This window comes from Streptomyces sp. NPDC005496 (assembly GCF_042872045.1).
Taxonomy (GTDB): domain Bacteria; phylum Actinomycetota; class Actinomycetes; order Streptomycetales; family Streptomycetaceae; genus Streptomyces.
The window spans coordinates 810608-830720 of sequence record NZ_JBIAJQ010000004.1 but is presented as its reverse complement, the minus strand read 5'-3'; the positions used below and the strand labels follow the sequence as shown (position 1 = coordinate 830720).

Sequence of the window (20113 nt, the reverse complement as noted above, 5' to 3'; positions counted from 1 at the left end):
CTGTCCACAAAACGACCTCATCAGGGCCCGGAGGCGCCAGCATGGCCGCATCGCCGTTCGCGTGGATCGACGAGCAGGCGGAGCACCGCCGCCGGGCGGGTCTCGTCCGCACCCTGCGCCCGCGCCCCGCCGACTCCCCGCTCCTCGACCTCGCGAGCAACGACTACCTGGGCCTCGCCCGCCATCCGGAGATCACGGAGGCGGCGGCCGAGGCCGCGCGGCGCTGGGGCGGCGGCGCCACCGGCTCCCGGCTGGTCACCGGCACGACGGAGCTGCACGGCGAACTGGAGCGGGAGCTGGCCGACTTCTGCGGCTTCGAGTCCGCGCTCGTCTTCTCCTCGGGGTACGCCGCCAACCTCGCGGCCGTCACGGCGCTCGCGCCGCACGGCTCGCTGATCGTCTCCGACGCGGGCAACCACGCCTCGCTGATCGACGGCTGCCGGCTGGCCCGCGGCACGACACAGGTCGTCGCGCACGGCGATCCGGACGCGGTCCGCAAGGCGCTCGGCACCCACGAGGGGCCGGCCGTCGTCGTGTCGGACACCGTCTTCTCGGTGGACGGGGACGCGGCACCGCTGGCCGGACTCGCCGCCGCCTGCCGGGAGTACGGGGCCGGTCTCGTCGTCGACGACGCGCACGGCCTCGGCGTGCTCGGCGAGGGCGGGCGCGGTGCCGCGGAGGCGTCCGGTCTGGCGGGCGCGCCCGACGTCGTCGTCACCGTCACGCTCTCCAAGTCGCTGGGCAGCCAGGGCGGCGCGGTCCTCGGACCGGCCGCGGTGATCGACCATCTGGTCAACGCGGCCCGGACCTTCATCTTCGACACCGGCCTCGCACCGGCCGCGGCGGGCGCGGCGCTGGCGGCGCTGCGGCTGCTGCGCCGTGAACCGGAGCGGGCGGCACGCGCCCGGCGGGTGGCGGGCACCCTGCACACCCGGCTGACGGCCGAGGGCCTGGAGGCGGTCCGGCCGGACGCCGCGGTGGTGTCGGTGCGCGCGCCGTCCCCGGAGCGGGCGGTGGCGTGGGCGGCCGGCTGCCGGGAGGCGGGTCTCGCCGTCGGCTGCTTCCGGCCGCCGTCCGTGCCGGACGGTGTTTCGCGCCTGCGGCTGACCGCCCGCGCGGACCTCGCCGAGGGACAGATCGAGCACGCCGTACGGGTGATCAGCCGGACGCGGTGAACGCCCCGGGGACCAGCCCGGTGCGGCGAGGCGGGTGGTGCGGGCTCAGCCCAGGGCGGCGATGAACCCCTCCCAGGCGGCCGGGGCGAAGAGCAGGGCGGGCCCCGCGGTGTTCTTCGAGTCGCGGACGGCGACCAGCCCGGCCCAGGGGCCCGGTCCCGGTCGCGCGGTCTCCACGCAGTTGTTCATCCCGGTGCTCCGGCTGCTGCGCAGCCAGCGCACGCCGTGCAGGGACGTGCTGGAAGGTACGTACCGAGGCAGTGCGGACATGAAGACTCCTCACGCGCCGTCACGTATCGCGGCGATGTAATCCACGGACTCCTCGGGCGAAAGGGCGTGGATCCGAAGGGTGTTGAAGGCCTCCGTATAGGCCTGGAGGTCTTCTTTCCGTTCGAGATGGAGGCTACTCGTCATGTGGTCAAGAACAACCACATCCAGATCAGAAGTGTTCGGAAATGAGAAGATTACGAAAGGCCCGGTGATTCCGATGTGGGCTCCGGTCGCGAAGGGGAGGACCTGGAGGCGCACGTGAGGAAGGTGCGCCGCCTCCAGCAGCCGTTCCAGTTGGCGTTCCATCACCGCAGGTCCGCCGACCGTCCGCCGCAGCACCGCCTCGTCGAGCACGGCGCTCAGTTCCAGCGGCGCATTCGAACACAGCACGTCCTGACGGGCCAGCCGTACCTCCACGAGCGTGTTCAGCTTTCCGTCCTCCAGCCCCTTCACGGCCGCCCGGGTGACCGCTCGGGCGTACTCGGGTGTCTGCAGCAGGCCCGGTACGACGGACGTCTCCAGCGTGCGCATGGTGCTGGCCTGCGACTCCAGACTGATGAAGTCCCGGTACGCAGGCGGGAGTACACCGCGGTAGGCGTGCCACCAGTGGTCGCGCCCGCCGCCCTCGGAGCCCGCCAGCCCGATCAGCAGCTCCCGCAGCCCGGGGTTCTGCACGCCGTAGGCGTCGAGGAGCCGGCGCACGTCCGGCGGCTTCGCCCCGCTGGTGCCGGTCTCGATCCGGCTCACCTTCGACTGGTGCCACCCGACGAGCCGGGCCGCCTCGCCGCTCGTGAGTCCCGCCCGGGTGCGCAGGGCGCGCAGTTCGGCGCCCAGCTTGCGGCGCCGCACCGCTGGACCGTGTCGCATGGCCGTCTCCTTCCGCCCGGTGAGCGGCGTTCACGGCGACGGTAGAGGATGAGCCCGGGACCCGGCCAAATGGGTTCGCTCGCCGCAGAGTTCACCGCTTCGAGCGACAGATATATGCATATCTTGGTGGATGGCGCCCGTGAGGCGTGCGGTGATGGCAGTCTGGCGCGAAGCACCAGTCCGGGACCGTACTCGAACCATCCGCTCCGTGTCGGACTACGGGTCCCGTGGGAAAGGGACGACGTCGCCATGGCAGATCACCAGGAAGCATCCGTCACTCTGCCGAGCGATCCCGCCTCGGTCTCCGCGGCCCGGAACTACGTCACCGGCGTGCTCGCCGAGTGGGGTCTGCCGGGTGACTCCGACATCGCCGAGACCGTACGCCTGATCGTGTCCGAACTCGCCACCAACGCCGTCCAGCACACGCTCGGGCAGTCCCCGACCTTCACCGTCGACGTCGTGCTCGACCGCGACGAGCAGCTGCGCATCGGCGTCACCGACAGCCACCCGCGCTTCCCGAAGCGGCTGCCCGCGGCCGTCCAGCAGGACAACGGCCGCGGTCTCGTGATCATCCGCTGGCTCACCGCCGAGTGCGGCGGAAAGATGAGCGTGCGGCCCACCCGGGAGGGCGGCAAGACGGTCGCGATCGAGCTCCCTTGGTCCCTCCCGGCCCAGCCGGTCACGGCGGGACAGGAACCTTGACGCGGCACCCGGCCACGCCGTCCCCGCGTACGCGTCGCGCGCCCCGTCCGGAGACGCTCCCCGCCGCCGGGGCCCTCAGGGCCGTCACCGGCGCCCCATCGGCCCGTCCTGCCCCTGTTTGCCCACCGGGGCCCCCTTCGCCCTCAGAGAGCGCCTTACGAGCCTGGGCAGGACGCCCCACAGCGTCACGCAGACGGCCAGCGTCCCCGCCGCCGCGGCGATCCCCGCCCCCCGCCCCAGCGTGACGTCCACGACGAGCAGCACGGAGCCGGTGAAGGCCAGCGTCAGGACGCACAGCCCTGCGGAGGCGAGAGCGGAGGAGACCCGCACGATGGTGGCCTTGGCGTTCTGCTGGAACAGCGACCGGTGCAGGGCGGCCGGCGCGACGAACAGGGCGGCGGCCAGCACGGCGAGCAGCAGCGTGGTGACGTACGTGGCGCGCTGCACCGTGTCGAGCGACGGGAACCGCTGGGTGAACGCCAGGGTCAGCAGGAACGCGAAGAGGATCTGCACGCCCGTCTGGACGACGCGCAGTTCCTGGAGCAGTTCGGCGAAGTTGCGGTCCGCGCGCTCCAGGGACGTCTCGTTCCGCGCGGAGTGAGGGTGTCGGTCGGCCATGGACGGACGTGTATCCGCTTCCGGCCCCGGTCACGCCCTCGGAGGGCGACGGCGACCGCCGCCGCCCTCTACGGGCGGGTCAGCCGACCCGGCCGTACCAGACGCTCTTCGTCCAGATCTTCGTGAGCTTCACGACCTCTCCGGTCTTCGGCGAGTGCCAGATCCGTCCCTTCCCGGCGTAGATGCCGACGTGGTAGACGTTCCGGCCCGAGTGGAAGAACACGAGGTCTCCGGCCTTGCGGTGCGAGGCGGAGACGTGATGGGTCTTGTTGTACTGCGCCGCGGCCGTACGAGGCAGCTTCTTGCCCGCCTTCTTGTACGAGTAGAGCGTGAGCCCGGAGCAGTCGAAGCGGCGCGGCCCCGTCGCGCCGTACTTGTACGGAGCACCCTTCTTGGAGGCCGCGATCTGGAGTGCCTTCGTCGCCGTCGAGGCCGCGGCGGCGTCGGATGCGACGCCGGGGACCACGAGGCTGCCGCCGACGGCGGCGATGGTGAGGGCCGAGGCCGTACCGGCCCGGGTCCACAGCGACGGGACACGATTGAGCGCAGTCATGCGCAACCCTTCGTCAGCCGCCTGTGAAGGATGACCTGTCGGATTCGGGCTGGCGAAGTTGCCCGGCCGCGGTGTGCGGCTTCACCCCAAGGACCACGCGGATTGCTCCGGCGGCCCGTCGTGCTGGGTCCTCCACTCCTGCCGATCCACTTCTGTCGACCGGTCATCCGGGCGGCGGCAGGACTCGGCGTCCGCCCGGACCGCCCCGCCGCTGCGGCGGGGGCTTGTCGTCGGAGGGATCTTCACTCATGGATGTCGGAAAATCCGAACGGAACCGGGGATTTGTGGGGTTACTCACCACTCACCCGTTCGGGTGGACACCCCCCATTTCGAACGGGGGTTGGGGGTGTCGACCATGCGCGCACCTGCGGCGGAACGCCTCATTCCGCCCTTGGTGTACGCGCGTTGCGCAACTCGGGAGGGCTGGAAAAAGGGGGCGCGTCTACGCCGTTGGGGGGTACGCCTTTTGGTGCGTTTGTGTCCCGGGCCGGACACCGCGCGCCGGCGGCGGGGACCGGCCCGGGATGGGGGTGCGTCAGTTGTCCGCCGGGGGCGGCAGGGTGACCCTGGCCGCTCGCCGCTCACCGTCCAGGACCCGCAGGGCCTGGGCCAGGGTCGGCGCGTGGACCTCGCTCTCGCCCCGCTGGTGCATCAGAGTGAGCGCGTCCCGCAGTGCGGCGGCTTTCACGACCAGCGCCTGGGCGGCCCGCAGGCCGCGGTAGGTGTCCCCGGGGCGGGCCGGATTGATCCGGCCCAGCAGGTCGACGACGTCGAGGTAACGGTCGATCAGCTCCGCCTCGGCGCGGGTCAGCGCGGGCAGGGGAGGCAGTTCGGGCGGCAGCATCGGCGCCTCACCTTCCGCCGGTCGCGGGGCGCGAGGACCGGTGGCGCGGCACGACCCGGTCGACCAGCCCGTACGCCACCGCCGCCGGGGCGTCCAGGACCGTGTCCCGCTCGATGTCGGCGGCGATCCGCTCCCGGCTCCGCCCCGTGTGCCGCGCGAGCAGCTCCTCCAGCGTGTCGCGGGTGCGGGCCGTCTCCGCCGCGTGGATGAGCAGATCGCTCGCCCGTCCCCGCACCGGCTCGGCGGCCGACGGCTGGCGGACGAGGACACGCGCGCCCGGCAGCGCGAGCCGCTTGCCCGGGGTGCCCGCGGCGAGGAGCACGGCGGCCGTCGACGCGGCCTGGCCCAGGCAGACGGTCTCCACGTCGCAGGACACCTGCCGCATCGTGTCGTAGATCGCCGTCATGGCGGTGAACGAGCCGCCGGGGGAGTTGATGTAGAGCGAGATGTCCCGGTCCGGCGCCCGGTGTTCGAGGTGCACGAACTGAGCCGTCACGTCGTTCGCCGACGTGTCGTCGATCGGCGTCCCGAGGAACACGATCCGTTCGTCGAGCAGCTTCGCGTAGGGATCCGGTGTCCGGGGGCCCGCGCCGGGGCGTCCGGTGAGGTCGGGCGGGACGTGGCGGGCGGACGGTTCATTCATGGCTCGCGCCTCCTCTGAAAGAACTCCTGTAAAAAATGTACAGGGCGTACAGAAGAGGGCCGAGGTTCCTGGCTGACAGCGAAAAGGGGGAGCCGCGTGCCCGCCGGTCGAGTAAGGGCGGATCGCGCACCCTGAGGGGCCCGGAACCCCGGTCTAAGCTGGGGAACATGGCCTACGAGATTCCGGTGACGCAAGCCAGGGCTGAACTCGCCGATCTGATCAACCGCGTGGTGTACGGCGACGAGCGCGTCGTCGTGACGCGGCACGGGAAGCCGTTGGTCGCCCTCGTCTCGGCCGCCGACCTGGAGCGGCTGGAGAAGCTCCGGGCCACCGAGGACGAGCAGGTGGTCAGCGCGGTCTCCAACGTCCGCGAGATCAATCCCTCGCCTCGCGAGCGGCACCGCTTCGGCATCGCCGCCGAGCACCGCGGCCCCACTCCGTGACGCGCCCTCCGGACGCCCCACCGCACGGGTCGGCCGCGTCCCCCGTACGGGCGGGCCCCGCGCGGTGCGGTGGGCGCTTGCGCCTCGCCGGTACCGGTTCCCGTTCGGCCACCGGTCGCGTAGCTCGCGTATAGCCGGTTTCGGCGTGGTGCTGTGGGCGGTCCGCGTCTGGCCGGGTCATTCCGCCCGCACCGGCTTCTTCTCGGTCGCTGGACGCGTGGCCCCCTTACCGCGGGTTCCGCGCGGTGCGGTGGGCTGGCCGTGTCTCGCCGGTTCTGGCTCCCATTCGGTCGCCGGCCCCGTGCGGTGGCGGGCGCCGTCGAGCCCCGTAGGGCCGGTTCCGGCGTGGTGCTGTGGGCCGTCCGCGTCTGGCCGGGTCGGTCCGCCTGCCGGTGCCGGCTCCCGCCCGGCTGGGTCCCGCCCGGTGCGATGGGCCGTCCACGCTCGTCGGGTCAGCCCGCCGGTGCCGGCTCCTTCTCGGTCGCCGGTCGCGTGGCCCCCTTACCGCGGGTCCCGCGCGGTGCGTTGGGCGGCCGTGTCTCGCCGATCCCGGCTCCCCTTCGGGGGCCGGCCCCGTGCGGTGGCGTGCCGACCCCCGTACGGCCGGTTCCGGCGTGGTGCTGTGGGCCGTCCGCGTCTGGCGGGTCGGTCCCCCCTGCGGTGCCGGCTCGCCCGGCCACCGGTCGCGTGGCCCCAAGTGCAGCCGGTTGCCGCCGGTGCGGTGGGCCGTCCGCGTCTCGCCGGGTCAGCCCGCCGGAACCGGTTCCCTCTCCGTGGCCGGTCGCGTGGCCGTCCGGCGGCGCGTGAGGGACGCCCGGAGCAGCACGGCCCCGAGCCCCAGGGCGGCCCACCAGGTGAGCGTCAGCGCCGGCGTGGTCGCCGCGGCGCCGTCGAAGAACGACACGGAGCGCAGGAGCGACACCGCCGCGCCCGGCGGGAGCCACTGCCCCATCACGCCCACCGGCTCGGGCAGCAGTTCGGGTGCGGAGGCGGCACCCGAGAAGGGGTTGCCGAGCAGCACCACCAGCAGGGCACCCAGACCGATGCCGGGCGGCCCCGCGAGGGCGGCCAGACCGGCGACGGCGGCGCCCACCGCCAGGGTCGCCAGGCCGAAGGCGCCGGCCTCGGCCCACCAGTCGCCGGAGAGCGCCCCGAGCCAGCTGTGGACGAGAGCCGTCGCCACCAGGCCGACCAGGGCGGCGGCACCGACCAGGGACGCCACCGCACGGAACCCGCGCAGGCCGAGCAGCGTCACCACGGCGCCCGCCGCCACACCGGCCAGGGCCAGCGGCAGGACGGCGGCGCCCAGCACGGCGCCGCGCGGGTCGTCGGCGTCGGTGGGCACCACGTCCGTGACCGGGACCGCGGAGCCCTTCGGTGCCCGCTCCGCCATCGCCTGCTGGAGGAGCTGGGCGACGAGCGGACTCGCGGCGGACGCGGTGAGCAGCTCGGGTCCGTGCTCGGTGACGACCACCGCTCCGTATACGGTCCGGTCCTCGACGGCGCTCCGGGCGGCGGCCTCGTCGGGGTACCGGTGGACCTCGAACGCGCCCTCCCGGGACTCCAGTTGACGCTGCGTCTCGCCCGCGGCGGCGGCCGGGCCCGCCACGCCGACGGGGAGGTCGCGCGGGGCCGGCCGGGCGGAGGGCCAGGCGAAGGCCCAGAGCGCGAGAGCCACCAGGACCGGCACCAGCACGACGACCGCGACCATACGGCGGCCCTGCGGCACCGGCGGCGAGGTGGCGGCGGAAGGGGTGGTGGGCGGGGCGGACATGGTCTTCCTCGTTTCCACTGGACGGGGCGGGGAGTCCCGGTACCGGGCCCGGGCGCCGAAAATAAAAAGAATGATCGTTCGTTTTACCGAACGCCCACACTGTCGGACGGCGTCGGCGCCTTGTCAAGAAGGAACGTTCGTTTTACGTTGTCGGCCATGGCCCGTGTATCCCAGGAACACCTCGACGCCCGCCGCCGGCAGATCCTCGACGGCGCGGCGCTCTGCTTCGCACGCAACGGCTTCCACGCCACGTCGATGCAGGACGTCCTCAAGGAGGTCGACCTCTCCGCCGGGGCCGTCTACCGCTACTTCAGCGGCAAGGACGAGCTGATCGGCGCCATCGTCACCGAGGTGCTGGACGAGGTCAGCGCCACCTTCGAGGAGGCCGCCCGGCAGAGCCCGCCCCCGCCGCCCGACCTTCTCGTCGGGCAGGTCCTCGAACAGGTCCTGGGCGCGAGGCCCGCACTGGTCGACGACGGTGCCCTCGCCCTCCCGCGCCTCGTCGTCCAGGTGTGGACCGAGACGCTGCGCGACGAGGAACTCGCGGCGATACTCCTCCGGGGCTACGACAAGGTCCGGGCCGTCTGGGTGAGAGTCGTCGAGGCGTACCAGGACGCGGGCATGATGCCGGCCGACGTCCCGGCTGAGAGCGTCGCCCGGACGATGATCGCCCTGGCGCAGGGATTCGTCGCGCAGATGGCCCTGTTCGGCGCGACACCCGCCGGAGTCGCGCAGGAAGGACTCAGGGGCCTGATGAGTATGGGGGAGCCCAGCTCGCGGTCATGACCTGATCAAGGGCTGGTTAACGTAGCCGAAACTCCGTCCAACTAGCCTGCCGATCCACGCCACCAGGGGTTTCCGTATCCGGAGCGGGCACGATCACGCCATCTGCCTGTGTGTTACACCTATCCTGTCGCGGTGGCTGCGGCAATCGGACCCCGCACGGTCCGGAGCGAGACTGTGAGGTGGGACGCCGTGCAACTGACCCCGCACGAGCAAGAGAGGCTGCTGATCCATGTGGCCGCCGACGTCGCCGAGAAGCGCCGGGCCCGCGGGCTGAGACTGAACCACCCCGAGGCCGTCGCCCTCATCACGTCGCACATCCTCGAAGGCGCGCGCGACGGCCGCACCGTCGCCGAACTCATGTCCTCGGGGCGCAAGTTGCTCACCCGCGACGACGTCATGGAGGGCATCCCCGAGATGATCCACGACGTGCAGGTCGAGGCGACCTTCCCGGACGGCACCAAGCTCGTCACCGTCCACGACCCGATCGTCTGACGGGGGAGCGGCCCGATGATCCCCGGAGAGATCCTGTTCGCCGACGGACCCGTCGCCTTCAACGAAGGCCGCGAGGTCACCCGGCTCACCGTCCTCAACGCCGCCGACCGCCCCGTGCAGGTCGGCTCCCACTACCACTTCGCCGAGGCCAACCCCGGTCTTGACTTCGACCGCGCCGCCGCGCGCGGCAAGCGGCTCGACGTCGCCGCCGGCACCGCCGTGCGGTTCGAGCCCGGGATCCCCGTCGAGGTCGAACTCGTCCCGCTGGCCGGTGCCCGCGTGGTGCCCGGACTTCGCGGTGAGACCGGAGGTGCCCTCGATGCCTGAGCTGTCACGGGCCGCGTACGCCGACCTGTTCGGCCCCACCACCGGCGACCGGATCCGGCTCGCCGACACCGATCTCCTCGTCGAGATCGAGGAGGACCGCTGCGGCGGCCCCGGACGCGCCGGGGACGAGGCGGTGTTCGGCGGCGGCAAGGTCATCCGCGAGTCCATGGGCCAGTCCCGTGCCACCCGCGCGGACGGCACCCCGGACACCGTGATCACCGGGGCCGTGATCATCGACCACTGGGGTGTCGTCAAGGCCGACGTCGGCATCCGCGACGGCCGGATCACCGGCATCGGCAAGGCCGGCAACCCCGACACCATGGACGGGGTCCACCCCGACCTGGTCATCGGCCCCGAGACCGAGGTCATCGCGGGCAACGGACGGATCCTCACCGCCGGTGCCATCGACGCGCACGTCCACTTCATCTGCCCGCAGATCGCCGACGAGGCGCTGGCCTCCGGCATCACCACGCTGGTCGGCGGCGGCACCGGACCGGCCGAGGGGTCGAAGGCCACCACCGTCACGCCCGGTCCCTGGCACCTGGCCCGGATGCTGGAGGCGATGGAGCGGTACCCGCTCAACATCGGCTTCCTCGGCAAGGGCAACACCGTCTCCCACGAGGCGATGCTCTCCCAGATCCGCGGCGGCGCCCTCGGTCTCAAGCTGCACGAGGACTGGGGCTCCACGCCGGCCGTCATCGACGCCTCGCTCACCGTCGCCGAGCGGACCGGCATCCAGGTCGCCATCCACACGGACACCCTCAACGAGGCCGGGTTCGTGGGCGACACCCTCGCCGCGATCGCCGGGCGCGGCATCCACGCGTACCACACGGAGGGCGCGGGCGGCGGGCACGCGCCGGACATCATGACCGTGGTCTCCGAGTCCCACGTGCTGCCCAGCTCCACCAACCCGACCCGGCCGTTCACCGTCAACACCGCCGAGGAACACCTCGACATGCTGATGGTCTGCCACCACCTCAACCCGGCCGTCCCCGAGGACCTCGCCTTCGCCGAGTCCAGGATCCGGCCCTCCACCATCGGGGCCGAGGACGTCCTGCACGACCTTGGCGCCATCTCGATCATCTCGTCCGACTCGCAGGCGATGGGCCGGGTCGGCGAGGTCGTCATGCGGACCTGGCAGACGGCGCACGTGATGAAGCGCCGGCGCGGGGCACTGCCCGGCGACGGACGCGCGGACAACCACCGCGTACGCCGCTATGTCGCCAAGTACACGATCAACCCCGCCCTCGCGCAGGGACTCGCCCGTGAGATCGGCTCCGTGGAGAGCGGCAAGCTCGCCGACCTCGTGCTGTGGGAGCCCGCCTTCTTCGGCGTCAAGCCGCTCCTGGTCATCAAGGGCGGACAGATCGCCTACGCGCAGATGGGCGACGCCAACGCCTCCATCCCCACCCCGCAACCGGTCCTGCCGCGGCCGATGTTCGGGGCGATCGGGCGGGCCCCGGCCGCCAACTCGTTCAACTTCGTGGCACCGCTGGCGATCGAGGACGGGCTGCCCGAGCGGCTCGCGCTCGGCAAACGGTTCGTGCCCATCGAGTCGACGCGGGCGGTGACGAAGGCCGACATGCGGGAGAACGACGCGCGCCCGCGGGTACGGGTCGACCCCGACAGCTTCGCCGTGCACATCGACGGGGAGCTGGTCGAGGCGACACCGGCGGCCGAACTGCCCATGGCCCAGCGTTACTTCCTCTTCTGATGACCCGCGCGGCACTGCTCGTCCTGGCCGACGGCCGCTTCCCCGCAGGCGGGCACGCCCACTCGGGCGGCGCGGAGGCGGCCGTCAAGGCCGGACGGATCACCGGGGCGGCGAGCCTGGAGGACTTCTGCCGGGGCCGGCTGCACACCACGGGCCTGGTGTCGGCCGCCCTGGCCGCCGCGGCGGCGGCCGGAGCCGATCCGGGGGAACTGGACTCGGCCGCGGACGCCCGTACGCCCTCGCCCGCGCTGCGGGTGGCCGCGCGACGGCTCGGACGGCAGCTCGTGCGGGCCGCGCGGGCCGCCTGGCCGAGTCCCGAACTGGACGCCCTGGCACGGCGGTTCCCGAAGGGCGCGCACCAGCCGGTCGTCCTCGGGCTCGCGGCCAGGGCCGCCGGACTGGGACCGGAGGACGCCGCCCACTGCTCGGTGTTCGAGAGCGTGAGCGGTCCGGCGACGGCGACGGTCCGGCTGCTGAGTCTCGACCCGTTCGAGGCCACCGCCGTCCTGGCCCGGCTCGCCCCCGAGCTGGACCTGGTGGCCCGGGCGGCGACGGACGCGGCCCGGCGGGTGATCACCGACGGCACCGACGCCCTGCCGGCCGCCTCCGCCCCGCTGCTCGAGATCGGGGCACAGGCCCACGCGGCCTGGTCCGTACGGCTGTTCGCCTCGTGAACCGGCGACCCGCGTGACCTGGTGACCCGGCGAGCCCGACTCGGGTGACCCGGTCCCCCGGCGCGCGAGTCCGCGTCCCCCGCCGCCCCTGCCCGACCCGCCGTCCGAGGTTCCGCATCCCGGACGCCCTGCCCCGTACCGATCCGCACGGACCCGCCCGTCGGCCGGACGCGCCGTCCGTGCCGGAACGCGCCCACACGCACTTGGAGCCGCTCATGCACCTCGACCACTCCCACCACCACGACGGGCCCGCGGCCGTCGGAGCCGACGCCCACCGGGCCGACGGCAGCCGGCGCGCGCTGCGCATCGGGCTCGGCGGGCCCGTCGGCTCGGGCAAGACCGCGACCGTCGCCGCGCTCTGCCGGGCGCTGCGCGACGAGTTGTCCCTCGCCGTCGTGACGAACGACATCTACACGCGCGAGGACGCCGAGTTCCTGTTGCGGGAGGCCGTCCTGCCGCCCGAGCGGATCGCCGCCGTGGAGACCGGGGCCTGCCCGCACACCGCGATCCGGGACGACATCTCCGCCAACCTGGAGGCGGTCGAGGACCTGGAGGACGAACTGGGGAGCCTGGACCTCATCTTGGTCGAGTCCGGCGGGGACAACCTGACGGCCACCTTCTCCAAGGGCCTCGTCGACGCGCAGATCTTCGTGATCGACGTCGCCGGCGGTGACGACATCCCGCGCAAGGGCGGACCCGGGGTGACCACCGCCGACCTGCTCGTCGTGAACAAGACGGACCTCGCGCCCCACGTCGGCTCCGACCTGGGGCGGATGGCCGCCGACGCCAAGGCGCAGCGGGCCGAACTCCCCGTCGTATTCCAGTCCTTGAGGAGCGAGGCCGGGGTGGCGGACGTCGCGGCGTGGGTGCGCCGGCAGTACGCGGCGTGGACGGCATGACAGGAGTACGGGCCACCGCGCGGATCGAGGCGCGCGCCGACGGCAGAGGCGGCACGTCCCTGCCGGTGCTGGAGGGCGAGGGCCCGCTGGCGCCCCGCCGTACGCGCGCCCACGGCTCCGAGGCGCGCGTGATGATCGTCGGCGCGATGAGCGGCCCGCTGGGCGGCGACCACCTCACCGTCGAGGCGACGGCCGGCGAGGGTGCCCGCCTGCACGTGGGGTCGGCCGCCGCCACCATCGCCCTGCCGGGCCAGGCCAAGGGCGAGGCGCGCTACGACGTCCGGCTCACCGTCGCCGCCGGGGGTGAACTGCGCTGGATGCCCGAGCAGTTGATCTCCGCGAACGGCAGCGAACTGCACGTCTCCTCCCGCGTCGACCTGGCCGCCGGCGCCCGGCTCGTGTTCCGCGAGGAGCAGGTGCTCGGGCGCGCGGGTGAGGAACCGGGGCGGCTCACCAGCCGTCTCACCGTGCGCCTCGGCACGAGGACCGTGCTGGACCAGGAGCTGTCCTGCGGGCCCGGTGCACCCGGTGGCTGGGATGGCCCCGCCGTGCTGGGCGGTCACCGCGCGCTGGGCCAACTCGTCGTCGTACGACCCGAGTTCGAGGAGCAGCCGGAGGAGCCGCGACTGTTCGGGGAGAGCGCCGCGCTGACTCCGCTCGCCGGTCCCGCGGTGCTCGTGAGCGCCCTCGCGCCGGACGCGCTGAGACTGCGGCGGACGCTCGACGAGGCGCTGCGCGCACTGGGCTGACGGGGCCTGCCCCGCTCAACGGAGCAGCGCGCACCGGTTATCGGATTAGTAAAGAAGCCACGTGGCCTCTGTTCTCAGGGGTCTCACAGCAGAAAGGATCCCCGTACCAATCGCAACGATGTACGGGGAGGTCCCACTTGAGTGGTATCAGACCGACGAGGCGGGTGGCCGCGCTCGGTTCGGCCGGAGCGCTCGTCACCGCGACCCTGATAGCCGGAGCCGTCGCGGCGCCGTCGGCCGCGGCCGACGCCCGGCACGGTCAGGACCGGCAGGCCAGGGGTGCCGCGATCGCGGCGGCCAAGGCCGCCAAGGCCGGGATCGACTGGCAGGACTGTCCGGCGGACTGGGGCTTCGCCAAGCCGATCCAGTGCGGCTGGGTCACGGTGCCGCTCGACTACGCGCGTCCCAACGGCAAGCAGATCAAGCTCGCCGTCGACCGCATCGGGAACACCGGTACCAAGGAGGAGCGCCAGGGCGCCCTCGTCTACAACCCGGGCGGCCCCGGCGGCTCGGGCATGCGCTTCCCGACCCGGGTCACCAACAAGAACCCGATCTGGGCGAACGCCGCGAAGGCGTACGACTTCGTGGGCTTCGACCCGCGCGGCGTCGGCCACTCGGCCCCCATCTCCTGCATCGACCCGCAGGAGTTCGTCAAGGCGCCGAAGGCCGACCCGGTCCCGGACTCCGAGGCGGACAAGCGCGCCCAGCGCAAGCTCGCCGCCGAGTACGCGGACGGCTGTGCCGAGCGCAGCGGCGACATGCTGCCGCAGATGACCACGCCGAACACCGCGCGCGACCTGGACGTCATCCGGGCCGCCCTCGGTGAGAAGAAGCTCAACTACCTGGGCGTCTCCTACGGCACGTACCTGGGCGCCGTCTACGGCACGCTCTTCCCGGGCCACGTCCGCCGCATGGTCGTCGACAGCGTGGTCAACCCCTCGCGGGAGAAGATCTGGTACGAGGCCAACCTCGACCAGGACGTCGCCTTCGAGGGCCGCTGGAAGGACTGGGAGGACTGGGTCGCGAAGAACGACGCGACCTTCCACCTCGGTGACACCCGTGCCGAGGTCCAGGAGCAGTGGCTCAAGCTGCGCGCCACCGCAAAGAAGAGCCCGCTCGGCGGCGTCGTCGGACCGGCCGAGCTGATCGGCTTCTTCCAGAGCGCCCCGTACTACGACTCGTCGTGGGTTCCGATCGCGACGGTGTTCAGCAAGTACGTCGCCGGCGACACCCAGGCGCTCGTCGACGCCGCGGCCCCGGACCCGTCGGACATCGCCGGCAACAAGGCCTCGGAGAACAGCAACGCCGTCTACACCGCGGTCGAGTGCACCGACGCCAAGTGGCCCACCAGCTGGCAGAAGTGGGACCGGGACAACACGCGGCTCAACAAGGACTACCCGTTCATGACGTGGGCCAACGCGTGGATGAACCTGCCGTGTGCCACCTGGCCCGCCAAGCAGCAGACCCCGCTGAACGTCCGGACCGGCAAGGGTCTGCCGGCCGTCCTGATCGTGCAGTCCACGAATGACGCCGCCACCCCGTACGAGGGCGCCGTCGAGCTGCACAAGCGTTTCAAGGGCTCCCGCCTGATCACCGAGAAGGACGCGGGCTCGCACGGTGTGACCGGCCTGGTCAACCCGTGCATCAACGAGCGGGTGGACACCTACCTGCTCACGGGCAAGACCGACGCGGCCGACGTGACGTGCGCTCCGCACGCCACGCCCAAGCCGTAACAGCGCCCGGTTCACGACGAGGGGGCGGCCGGTACTCCGGCCGCCCCCTTCGCCGTCAGCTCAGCGGCAGCCGCGGGAACCTGCGGGCCCGCTCCGCCCGTTCCGCGCTCGCCTCGGCCTTCGCGACGGCCGCGTACGTGTCGACGTACTCCTGCTCGGAGAGCGTGAGGATGGCGTACATGATCTCGTCGGTGACGGCGCGCAGGATGGCCTTCTCGTTCTCCATCCCGGCGTAGCGGGAGAAGTCGAGCGGGGTGCCGAACCGGATCACCACGGGGTGGATCCTCGGGATCTTCTGGCCGGGCGGCTGCGCCTCGAACGTGCCGATCATCGCGCAGGGGATCACCGGCACGCCCGCCTTGAGCGCCATCACCGCGACGCCGACCTTGCCCTTGTAGAGGCGGCCGTCGTGCGAGCGGGTGCCCTCCGGGTAGATGCCTAGCAGCTCGTCCTTGGCCAGGACGCACAGTCCCTCGCGGATGGCCGCCTGGCCGGCCTCCTTGCCCGAGCGGTCCACGGGGATCTGCCCGACGCTGCGGAAGAAGAACGCGGTCAGCTTCCCCTTGATGCCGGGGCCGGTGAAGTACTCGGCCTTCGCGAGGAAGGTGATGCGCCGCTTGAGGATCGCGGGCATCAGGAAGTGGTCCGAGAAGGACAGGTGGTTGCCGGCGACTATGGCCGGGCCCGACGACGGCACGTGCTCCAGGCCCTCGATCCGAGGCCGGAACACCAGCCTCAACAACGGACCGAGAAGCACGTACTTGAGCACGTAGTAGAACACTCTGCCGCTCCTTCATTCCCCAGGGGAGCGATCAGTGTAGGCACGGCCGTCGCCGGGCGTAACCATCCCGGCGTCACGCTCTGTCGTCACGTGGCCGGTATCAGGCCCCGTGCGCCAGAACCTTCTCCAGAGCCCCGAGAGCGGACCCCAGTTCCTCACCGGTGACGGTCAGCGGCGGGGCGAGCCGGATGGTGGACCCGTGGGTGTCCTTGACCAGAACCCCCTCCCGCATGAGGCGCTCGCTGATCTCGCGGCCCGTGCCGATCGCCGGGTCGATGTCCACTCCCGCCCACAGCCCGCGCGCGCGGAAGCCCACCACACCCCGGCCCACCAGATCGTCGAGCCCGCCCCTGAGCACGACCCCCAGTTCGGCGGCCCGGCGCTGGAACTCGCCGGTCTCCAGCAGCTCCACGACGGCCGAACCGACCGCCGCGGACAGCGGGTTGCCGCCGAACGTGGAGCCGTGCTCGCCGGGACGCAGCACCCCCAGCACCTCGCGCCGGGCGACCACGGCGGACACCGGCACGATGCCGCCGCCCAGCGCCTTGCCGAGGAGCAGCATGTCCGGCACGACGTTCTCGTGGTCGACGGCGAGGGTGCGCCCGGTGCGGCCGAGCCCCGACTGGATCTCGTCCGCGATGAACAGGCACCCGGCACGCCGGGTCAGCTCGCGCACGCCGGTCAGATAGCCGTCGTCGGGGATGACGACGCCCGCCTCGCCCTGGATGGGCTCGATCAGCACCGCGGCCGTCGTCTCGTCGAGCGCGGCCTCCAGAGCGGCGAGGTCGTTGTACGGCACCACGCGGAAGCCCGGGGTGAAGGGGCCGAAGCCGGCGCGGGCGCTCTCGTCGGTGGAGAAGCTGACGATGGTGGTCGTACGGCCGTGGAAGTTGCCCGAGGCCACGACGATCGTCGCGCGGTCCGCCGGGACGCCCTTGACCTCGTACGCCCATTTGCGGGCCGCCTTGACGGCGCTCTCCACCGCCTCGGCGCCCGTGTTCATCGGCAGCACCATGTCGAGGCCGGTCAGTTCGGCCAGCGACTCGGCGAACCGGGCGAGCCGGTCGTTGTGGAAGGCGCGGGAGGTGAGGGTCAGCCGGTCGAGCTGGCGGTGCGCGGCCTCGATCAGGGCGGGGTGGCGGTGGCCGAAGTTGAGGGCCGAGTAGCCGGCCAGCATGTCCAGATAGCGGCGGCCCTCGACGTCCTCCACCCAGCTGCCCTCGGCACGGGCGACGACCACCGGCAGCGGGTGGTAGTTGTGCGCGAGGACGGGTGCCTCGGCGCGGATGACGTCGGCGGAGGTGCGCGCGGGGGCGGGAGCGGTCATGAGCGGATCTCCTGAGTGCAGCACTTGATGCCACCGCCGGCCTTGTGGAACTCCGAGAGGTCGACGGGGACGGGGGCGTAGCCGTGGCGGTCGAGCTGGTCGGCGAGGGCGGTGGCGCGCGGCGAGATGAAGACGTGGCGGCCGTCGGATACGGAGTTGAGCCCGAACGTCATCGCGTCCTCGCGGGTGGCGATCACCGCGTCCGGGAAGAGGCGCGTCAGCACCTCGCGGCTGCCGGGCGAGAACGCCTCCGGGTAGTACGCGATGTTCGCCTCGCCGCCGCCCTTCCCGTCGTCCAGCACGAACAGCGCCGTGTCCAGATGGTAGAAGCGCGGGTCCACCAGCTGGAGGCTGACGACCGGGACGCCGAAGAACTCCTGGACCTCGTGATGGGCCTCGCGGGTGGTGCGGAAGCCGGTGCCCGCCAGGACGTAGTCGCCGACCGGCACCAGGTCGCCCTCGCCCTCGCACACCGATTCCGGGCGGTAGACGTCGAAGCCGGCCGTCTTGAACCAGCTCTCGTAGGCCAGGGACTCGGGCCGGCGCTGCGGGGCGAGGAAGTACGAGCCGAAGACCCGGCCCGCGAGGACGAGCGCGCAGTTCGCCGCGAACACCATGTCCGGGAGGTCGGAGACGGGGTCGACGACGTCGACGGTGTGGCCGTGGGCGCGGTAGGCGCGGATCAGCGCCTGCCACTGCCCGTGGGCGAGACCGGGGTCGACATGATGGTCCGGATGCATCCACGGATTGATGGCGTACTGCACGGCGAAGTGTCTGGGTTCGCAGACGAGAAAGCGCCGGGGGCGCGGCACACGGCTGTCGGGCACAGAGAGGTTCCTCCGCTTCCTGCGGTGTCGACTGGGATGCTTCCACGGTAGGAATGAGGGGATACAGGCGACAAGTGTGGAGAGCTGCGCGTGTGCGCAGCATTGCTGCGTGATCGCGGTGGTCAGCGCATGTTTGCTGCGTCTTCCGGGGCGGCGTGGGTCGCCCCCGCCTCCGGAGCCTCCGGCAGCAGGTGGGACAGCACCATGTAGCTGATCGTCTTCCGGATGAACGGCTCGGTCCTGATCCGCTCCAGCACCTCCTCGAAGTGCTCCACGTCCGTCGCCCGTACGTGCAGCAGCGCGTCCGCGCCGCCGGTCACGGTCATCGCCGCGGTGATCTCCGGATGGTTGCGGACCACCTCGGCCAGCCGCCGGGGCGGGGCCGCGCCCTCGCAGTACACCTCGACGTACGCCTCGGTGCGCCAGCCGAGCGCCGTCGGCTTCACCGTGGCCGTGAAACCCGTGATCACCCCGGTCTCCCGCAACCGGTCGACCCGGCGCTTGACCGCGGTGGCCGACAGCCCGATCACCGCCCCGATCTCCGCGAAGGTGGCCCTGGCGTTCGCCATCAGAGCCGTGATGATCTTGCGGTCGAGGTCGTCGAACACGGCGGGCTTGCTGTTCATGGCGGCACTGTATCCAGCACGGGCCCGGCACCGGGTCCGCCGCCGCACCCGCGCCCCGGACGGCGGGAACGTCCGCGCCCGCACATGTCCACGCGTACGAATTCCTCTTACACTCCACCTTCATGCTGCGCGCGCTCGCCGTCGACGACGAACAACCCTCCCTCGAGGAGCTCCTCTACCTGCTGAACGCCGATCCACGGGTCGGCAGCGCCGAGGGGGCGAGCGGTGCGACCGAGGCACTGCGCCGGATCAACCGCGCGCTCGAATCGGGACCCGACGGGCCCGAGGCCATCGACGTGGTCTTCCTCGACATCCACATGCCCGGGCTCGACGGACTGGACATGGCCCGCCTGCTCACCGGGTTCGCCAAGCCGCCGCTGGTCGTGTTCGTCACCGCCCACGAGGGCTTCGCCGTCCAGGCCTTCGACCTCAAGGCCGTCGACTACGTGCTCAAACCCGTGCGCCGGGAGCGGCTCGCGGAGGCGGTCCGGCGCGCCGCCCAGCTCATGGACGCCGCCCCGCTCATCCCCGTGCACGAACCCGACCCGGACCACATATCCGTCGAGCTCGGCGGAGTCACCCGCTTCGTCGCCGTCGAGGACATCACCCACGTCGAGGCCCAGGGCGACTACGCCCGCCTGCACACCGACCAGGGCAGCCACCTCGTGCGCATCCCCCTCTCCACCCTGGAGGAGCGCTGGCGCTCCCGCGGATTCGTCCGCATCCACCGGCGCCACCTCGTGGCCCTGCGCCACGTCGACGAACTCCGCCTGGACGCGGGCACCGTCAGCGTCCTGGTCGGCGCCGTCGAACTCCAGGTCAGCCGCCGTCACGCCCGCGAACTGCGTGATCTGCTGCTGCGCCGGACCGCGGGCTGAGGGGGACGGCGTGCCGCAGGACCCCACCGAACGCCGGGTCGTCGTCACCGGAGTGCCCCGGCGCACACTCTCGCACGCCCGGCTGCGCTCGCGCGGACGGTACCCGCACGCCGCGGGCTCCTACCGGCCGAGGACCGAGATCGACGAGCAGACCACGCTCGGGCACACCTACGTCCGTTCCCTCATGCGCAGCCAACTGCGGGCCGCCCTCACCGTGTTCGCCGTCCTGGTGCTCCTGATCGGCCCGCTGCCCCTCGTCTTCGCCGCGCTGCCCGACGGAGCGGGCGCGGAGTGGGCGGTGCTCGGCTTCGGCCTCTACCCGCCGCTGGTGCTGCTGGCCCGCTGGTACGTGCGCCGGGCCGAACGGAACGAGAAGGACTTCGTCCGGCTGGTCGAGGACCGCTGAGATGA

24 protein-coding genes and 1 riboswitch are annotated in these 20113 nt (G+C 72.3%); of the genes, 13 read left to right on the top strand and 11 right to left on the bottom strand.

All coding sequences use genetic code 11. The features are described from left to right. The first annotated feature begins 41 nt into the window (after window positions 1-41). Complete coding sequence (locus ACFYQQ_RS16010; protein WP_355787409.1) at window positions 42-1175, top strand: 8-amino-7-oxononanoate synthase; 1134 nt, start codon at window positions 42-44, stop codon at window positions 1173-1175. A 45-nt stretch (window positions 1176-1220) separates the two neighbouring features. On the opposite strand, the gene ACFYQQ_RS16005 is transcribed toward ACFYQQ_RS16010, so the two are convergent. Both ACFYQQ_RS16005 and ACFYQQ_RS16000 read right to left on the bottom strand, forming a co-directional pair. After that, the gene (locus ACFYQQ_RS16005) at window positions 1221-1445 is read right to left on the bottom strand and encodes a DUF397 domain-containing protein (protein WP_355787412.1); all 225 of its coding nucleotides are present in this window, start codon (window positions 1443-1445) and stop codon (window positions 1221-1223) included. 9 nt (window positions 1446-1454) lie between these two features. Next, on the bottom strand, window positions 1455-2312 hold the full coding sequence (locus ACFYQQ_RS16000) for a helix-turn-helix transcriptional regulator (protein WP_355787415.1): 858 nt from the start codon (window positions 2310-2312) through the stop codon (window positions 1455-1457). A 249-nt stretch (window positions 2313-2561) separates the two neighbouring features. On the opposite strand from ACFYQQ_RS16000, the gene ACFYQQ_RS15995 reads away from it, so the two are divergent. Then, window positions 2562-3014 (top strand): ATP-binding protein, encoded by a 453-nt coding sequence (locus ACFYQQ_RS15995; protein ID WP_355787418.1) that lies wholly within the window; start codon window positions 2562-2564, stop codon window positions 3012-3014. An 84-nt stretch (window positions 3015-3098) separates the two neighbouring features. On the opposite strand, the gene ACFYQQ_RS15990 is transcribed toward ACFYQQ_RS15995, so the two are convergent. The 4 genes from ACFYQQ_RS15990 to ACFYQQ_RS15975 all read right to left on the bottom strand — a co-directional run bounded on the left by ACFYQQ_RS15990 (window position 3099) and on the right by ACFYQQ_RS15975 (window position 5672). Continuing rightward, on the bottom strand, window positions 3099-3632 hold the full coding sequence (locus tag ACFYQQ_RS15990) for a DUF6328 family protein (RefSeq protein WP_355787420.1): 534 nt from the start codon (window positions 3630-3632) through the stop codon (window positions 3099-3101). A 79-nt stretch (window positions 3633-3711) separates the two neighbouring features. Beyond that, a complete protein-coding gene (locus tag ACFYQQ_RS15985; RefSeq protein WP_355787422.1) occupies window positions 3712-4185 on the bottom strand; it encodes a C40 family peptidase in 474 nt (157 codons plus the stop codon). Between the two features lie 3 nt (window positions 4186-4188). After that, window positions 4189-4385: riboswitch (cyclic di-AMP (ydaO/yuaA leader) on the bottom strand. Window positions 4386-4720: 335 nt separating this feature from the next. Next, entirely contained in the window at window positions 4721-5029 is a 309-nt protein-coding gene (locus ACFYQQ_RS15980) for a hypothetical protein (protein ID WP_356164631.1), read from the bottom strand. A gap of 7 nt (window positions 5030-5036) precedes the next feature. Further along, window positions 5037-5672 (bottom strand): ATP-dependent Clp protease proteolytic subunit, encoded by a 636-nt coding sequence (locus ACFYQQ_RS15975; protein ID WP_356164629.1) that lies wholly within the window; start codon window positions 5670-5672, stop codon window positions 5037-5039. A gap of 167 nt (window positions 5673-5839) precedes the next feature. Here ACFYQQ_RS15975 and ACFYQQ_RS15970 point away from each other — a divergent pair, with 167 nt between their 5' ends. Further along, entirely contained in the window at window positions 5840-6115 is a 276-nt protein-coding gene (locus ACFYQQ_RS15970) for a type II toxin-antitoxin system Phd/YefM family antitoxin (RefSeq protein ID WP_355779370.1), read from the top strand. A gap of 745 nt (window positions 6116-6860) precedes the next feature. On the opposite strand, the gene ACFYQQ_RS15965 is transcribed toward ACFYQQ_RS15970, so the two are convergent. Beyond that, window positions 6861-7889, bottom strand: a complete 1029-nt coding sequence (locus ACFYQQ_RS15965; protein WP_356164627.1) for an ABC transporter permease — start codon at window positions 7887-7889, stop codon at window positions 6861-6863. Window positions 7890-8045: 156 nt separating this feature from the next. Between ACFYQQ_RS15965 and ACFYQQ_RS15960 the strand changes: the two genes are divergently transcribed. The 8 genes from ACFYQQ_RS15960 to ACFYQQ_RS15925 all read left to right on the top strand — a co-directional run bounded on the left by ACFYQQ_RS15960 (window position 8046) and on the right by ACFYQQ_RS15925 (window position 15263). After that, entirely contained in the window at window positions 8046-8675 is a 630-nt protein-coding gene (locus tag ACFYQQ_RS15960; protein ID WP_355785195.1) for a TetR/AcrR family transcriptional regulator, read from the top strand. Window positions 8676-8864: 189 nt separating this feature from the next. Beyond that, window positions 8865-9167, top strand: coding sequence for an urease subunit gamma (locus ACFYQQ_RS15955; protein ID WP_028808600.1), 303 nt, complete (start codon window positions 8865-8867; stop codon window positions 9165-9167). A 15-nt stretch (window positions 9168-9182) separates the two neighbouring features. Next, the gene (locus tag ACFYQQ_RS15950) at window positions 9183-9494 is read left to right on the top strand and encodes an urease subunit beta (protein ID WP_355785192.1); all 312 of its coding nucleotides are present in this window, start codon (window positions 9183-9185) and stop codon (window positions 9492-9494) included. After that, a complete protein-coding gene (locus ACFYQQ_RS15945) occupies window positions 9487-11208 on the top strand; it encodes an urease subunit alpha (protein ID WP_356164624.1) in 1722 nt (573 codons plus the stop codon). Before ACFYQQ_RS15950 ends, ACFYQQ_RS15945 begins: the two co-directional genes overlap by 8 nt. Further along, window positions 11208-11882, top strand: coding sequence for an urease accessory protein UreF (locus ACFYQQ_RS15940; RefSeq protein WP_388904776.1), 675 nt, complete (start codon window positions 11208-11210; stop codon window positions 11880-11882). The genes ACFYQQ_RS15945 and ACFYQQ_RS15940 overlap by 1 nt, the downstream gene beginning before the upstream one ends. A 215-nt stretch (window positions 11883-12097) precedes the next feature. Continuing rightward, window positions 12098-12781 carry an urease accessory protein UreG gene (gene ureG / locus ACFYQQ_RS15935; RefSeq protein WP_355794774.1) on the top strand — a complete coding sequence of 228 codons (684 nt, stop codon included), beginning with the start codon at window positions 12098-12100 and terminating at the stop codon, window positions 12779-12781. After that, window positions 12778-13530, top strand: a complete 753-nt coding sequence (locus tag ACFYQQ_RS15930; RefSeq protein WP_355794776.1) for an urease accessory protein UreD — start codon at window positions 12778-12780, stop codon at window positions 13528-13530. Before ureG ends, ACFYQQ_RS15930 begins: the two co-directional genes overlap by 4 nt. 137 nt (window positions 13531-13667) lie before the next feature. Then, complete coding sequence (locus ACFYQQ_RS15925; protein WP_356164620.1) at window positions 13668-15263, top strand: alpha/beta hydrolase; 1596 nt, start codon at window positions 13668-13670, stop codon at window positions 15261-15263. Between the two features lie 55 nt (window positions 15264-15318). Here the strand turns inward: ACFYQQ_RS15925 and ACFYQQ_RS15920 are convergent, their stop codons facing one another. The 4 genes from ACFYQQ_RS15920 to ACFYQQ_RS15905 form a co-directional block, all read right to left on the bottom strand. Next, window positions 15319-16044, bottom strand: a complete 726-nt coding sequence (locus tag ACFYQQ_RS15920) for a lysophospholipid acyltransferase family protein (protein ID WP_355784332.1) — start codon at window positions 16042-16044, stop codon at window positions 15319-15321. Window positions 16045-16144: 100 nt separating this feature from the next. After that, on the bottom strand, window positions 16145-17371 hold the full coding sequence (gene rocD, locus ACFYQQ_RS15915; protein ID WP_355784329.1) for an ornithine--oxo-acid transaminase: 1227 nt from the start codon (window positions 17369-17371) through the stop codon (window positions 16145-16147). Continuing rightward, entirely contained in the window at window positions 17368-18198 is an 831-nt protein-coding gene (gene ddaH, locus ACFYQQ_RS15910; protein ID WP_355784326.1) for a dimethylargininase, read from the bottom strand. The genes rocD and ddaH overlap by 4 nt, the downstream gene beginning before the upstream one ends. Before the next feature lie 122 nt (window positions 18199-18320). Next, on the bottom strand, window positions 18321-18824 hold the full coding sequence (locus tag ACFYQQ_RS15905) for an Lrp/AsnC family transcriptional regulator (RefSeq protein WP_355784324.1): 504 nt from the start codon (window positions 18822-18824) through the stop codon (window positions 18321-18323). A 122-nt stretch (window positions 18825-18946) separates the two neighbouring features. On the opposite strand from ACFYQQ_RS15905, the gene ACFYQQ_RS15900 reads away from it, so the two are divergent. Both ACFYQQ_RS15900 and ACFYQQ_RS15895 read left to right on the top strand, forming a co-directional pair. Further along, on the top strand, window positions 18947-19702 hold the full coding sequence (locus tag ACFYQQ_RS15900; protein WP_355784320.1) for a response regulator transcription factor: 756 nt from the start codon (window positions 18947-18949) through the stop codon (window positions 19700-19702). Between the two features lie 10 nt (window positions 19703-19712). Continuing rightward, window positions 19713-20108, top strand: coding sequence for a hypothetical protein (locus tag ACFYQQ_RS15895; protein WP_355784317.1), 396 nt, complete (start codon window positions 19713-19715; stop codon window positions 20106-20108). The last annotated feature ends 5 nt before the right edge of the window (window positions 20109-20113 follow it).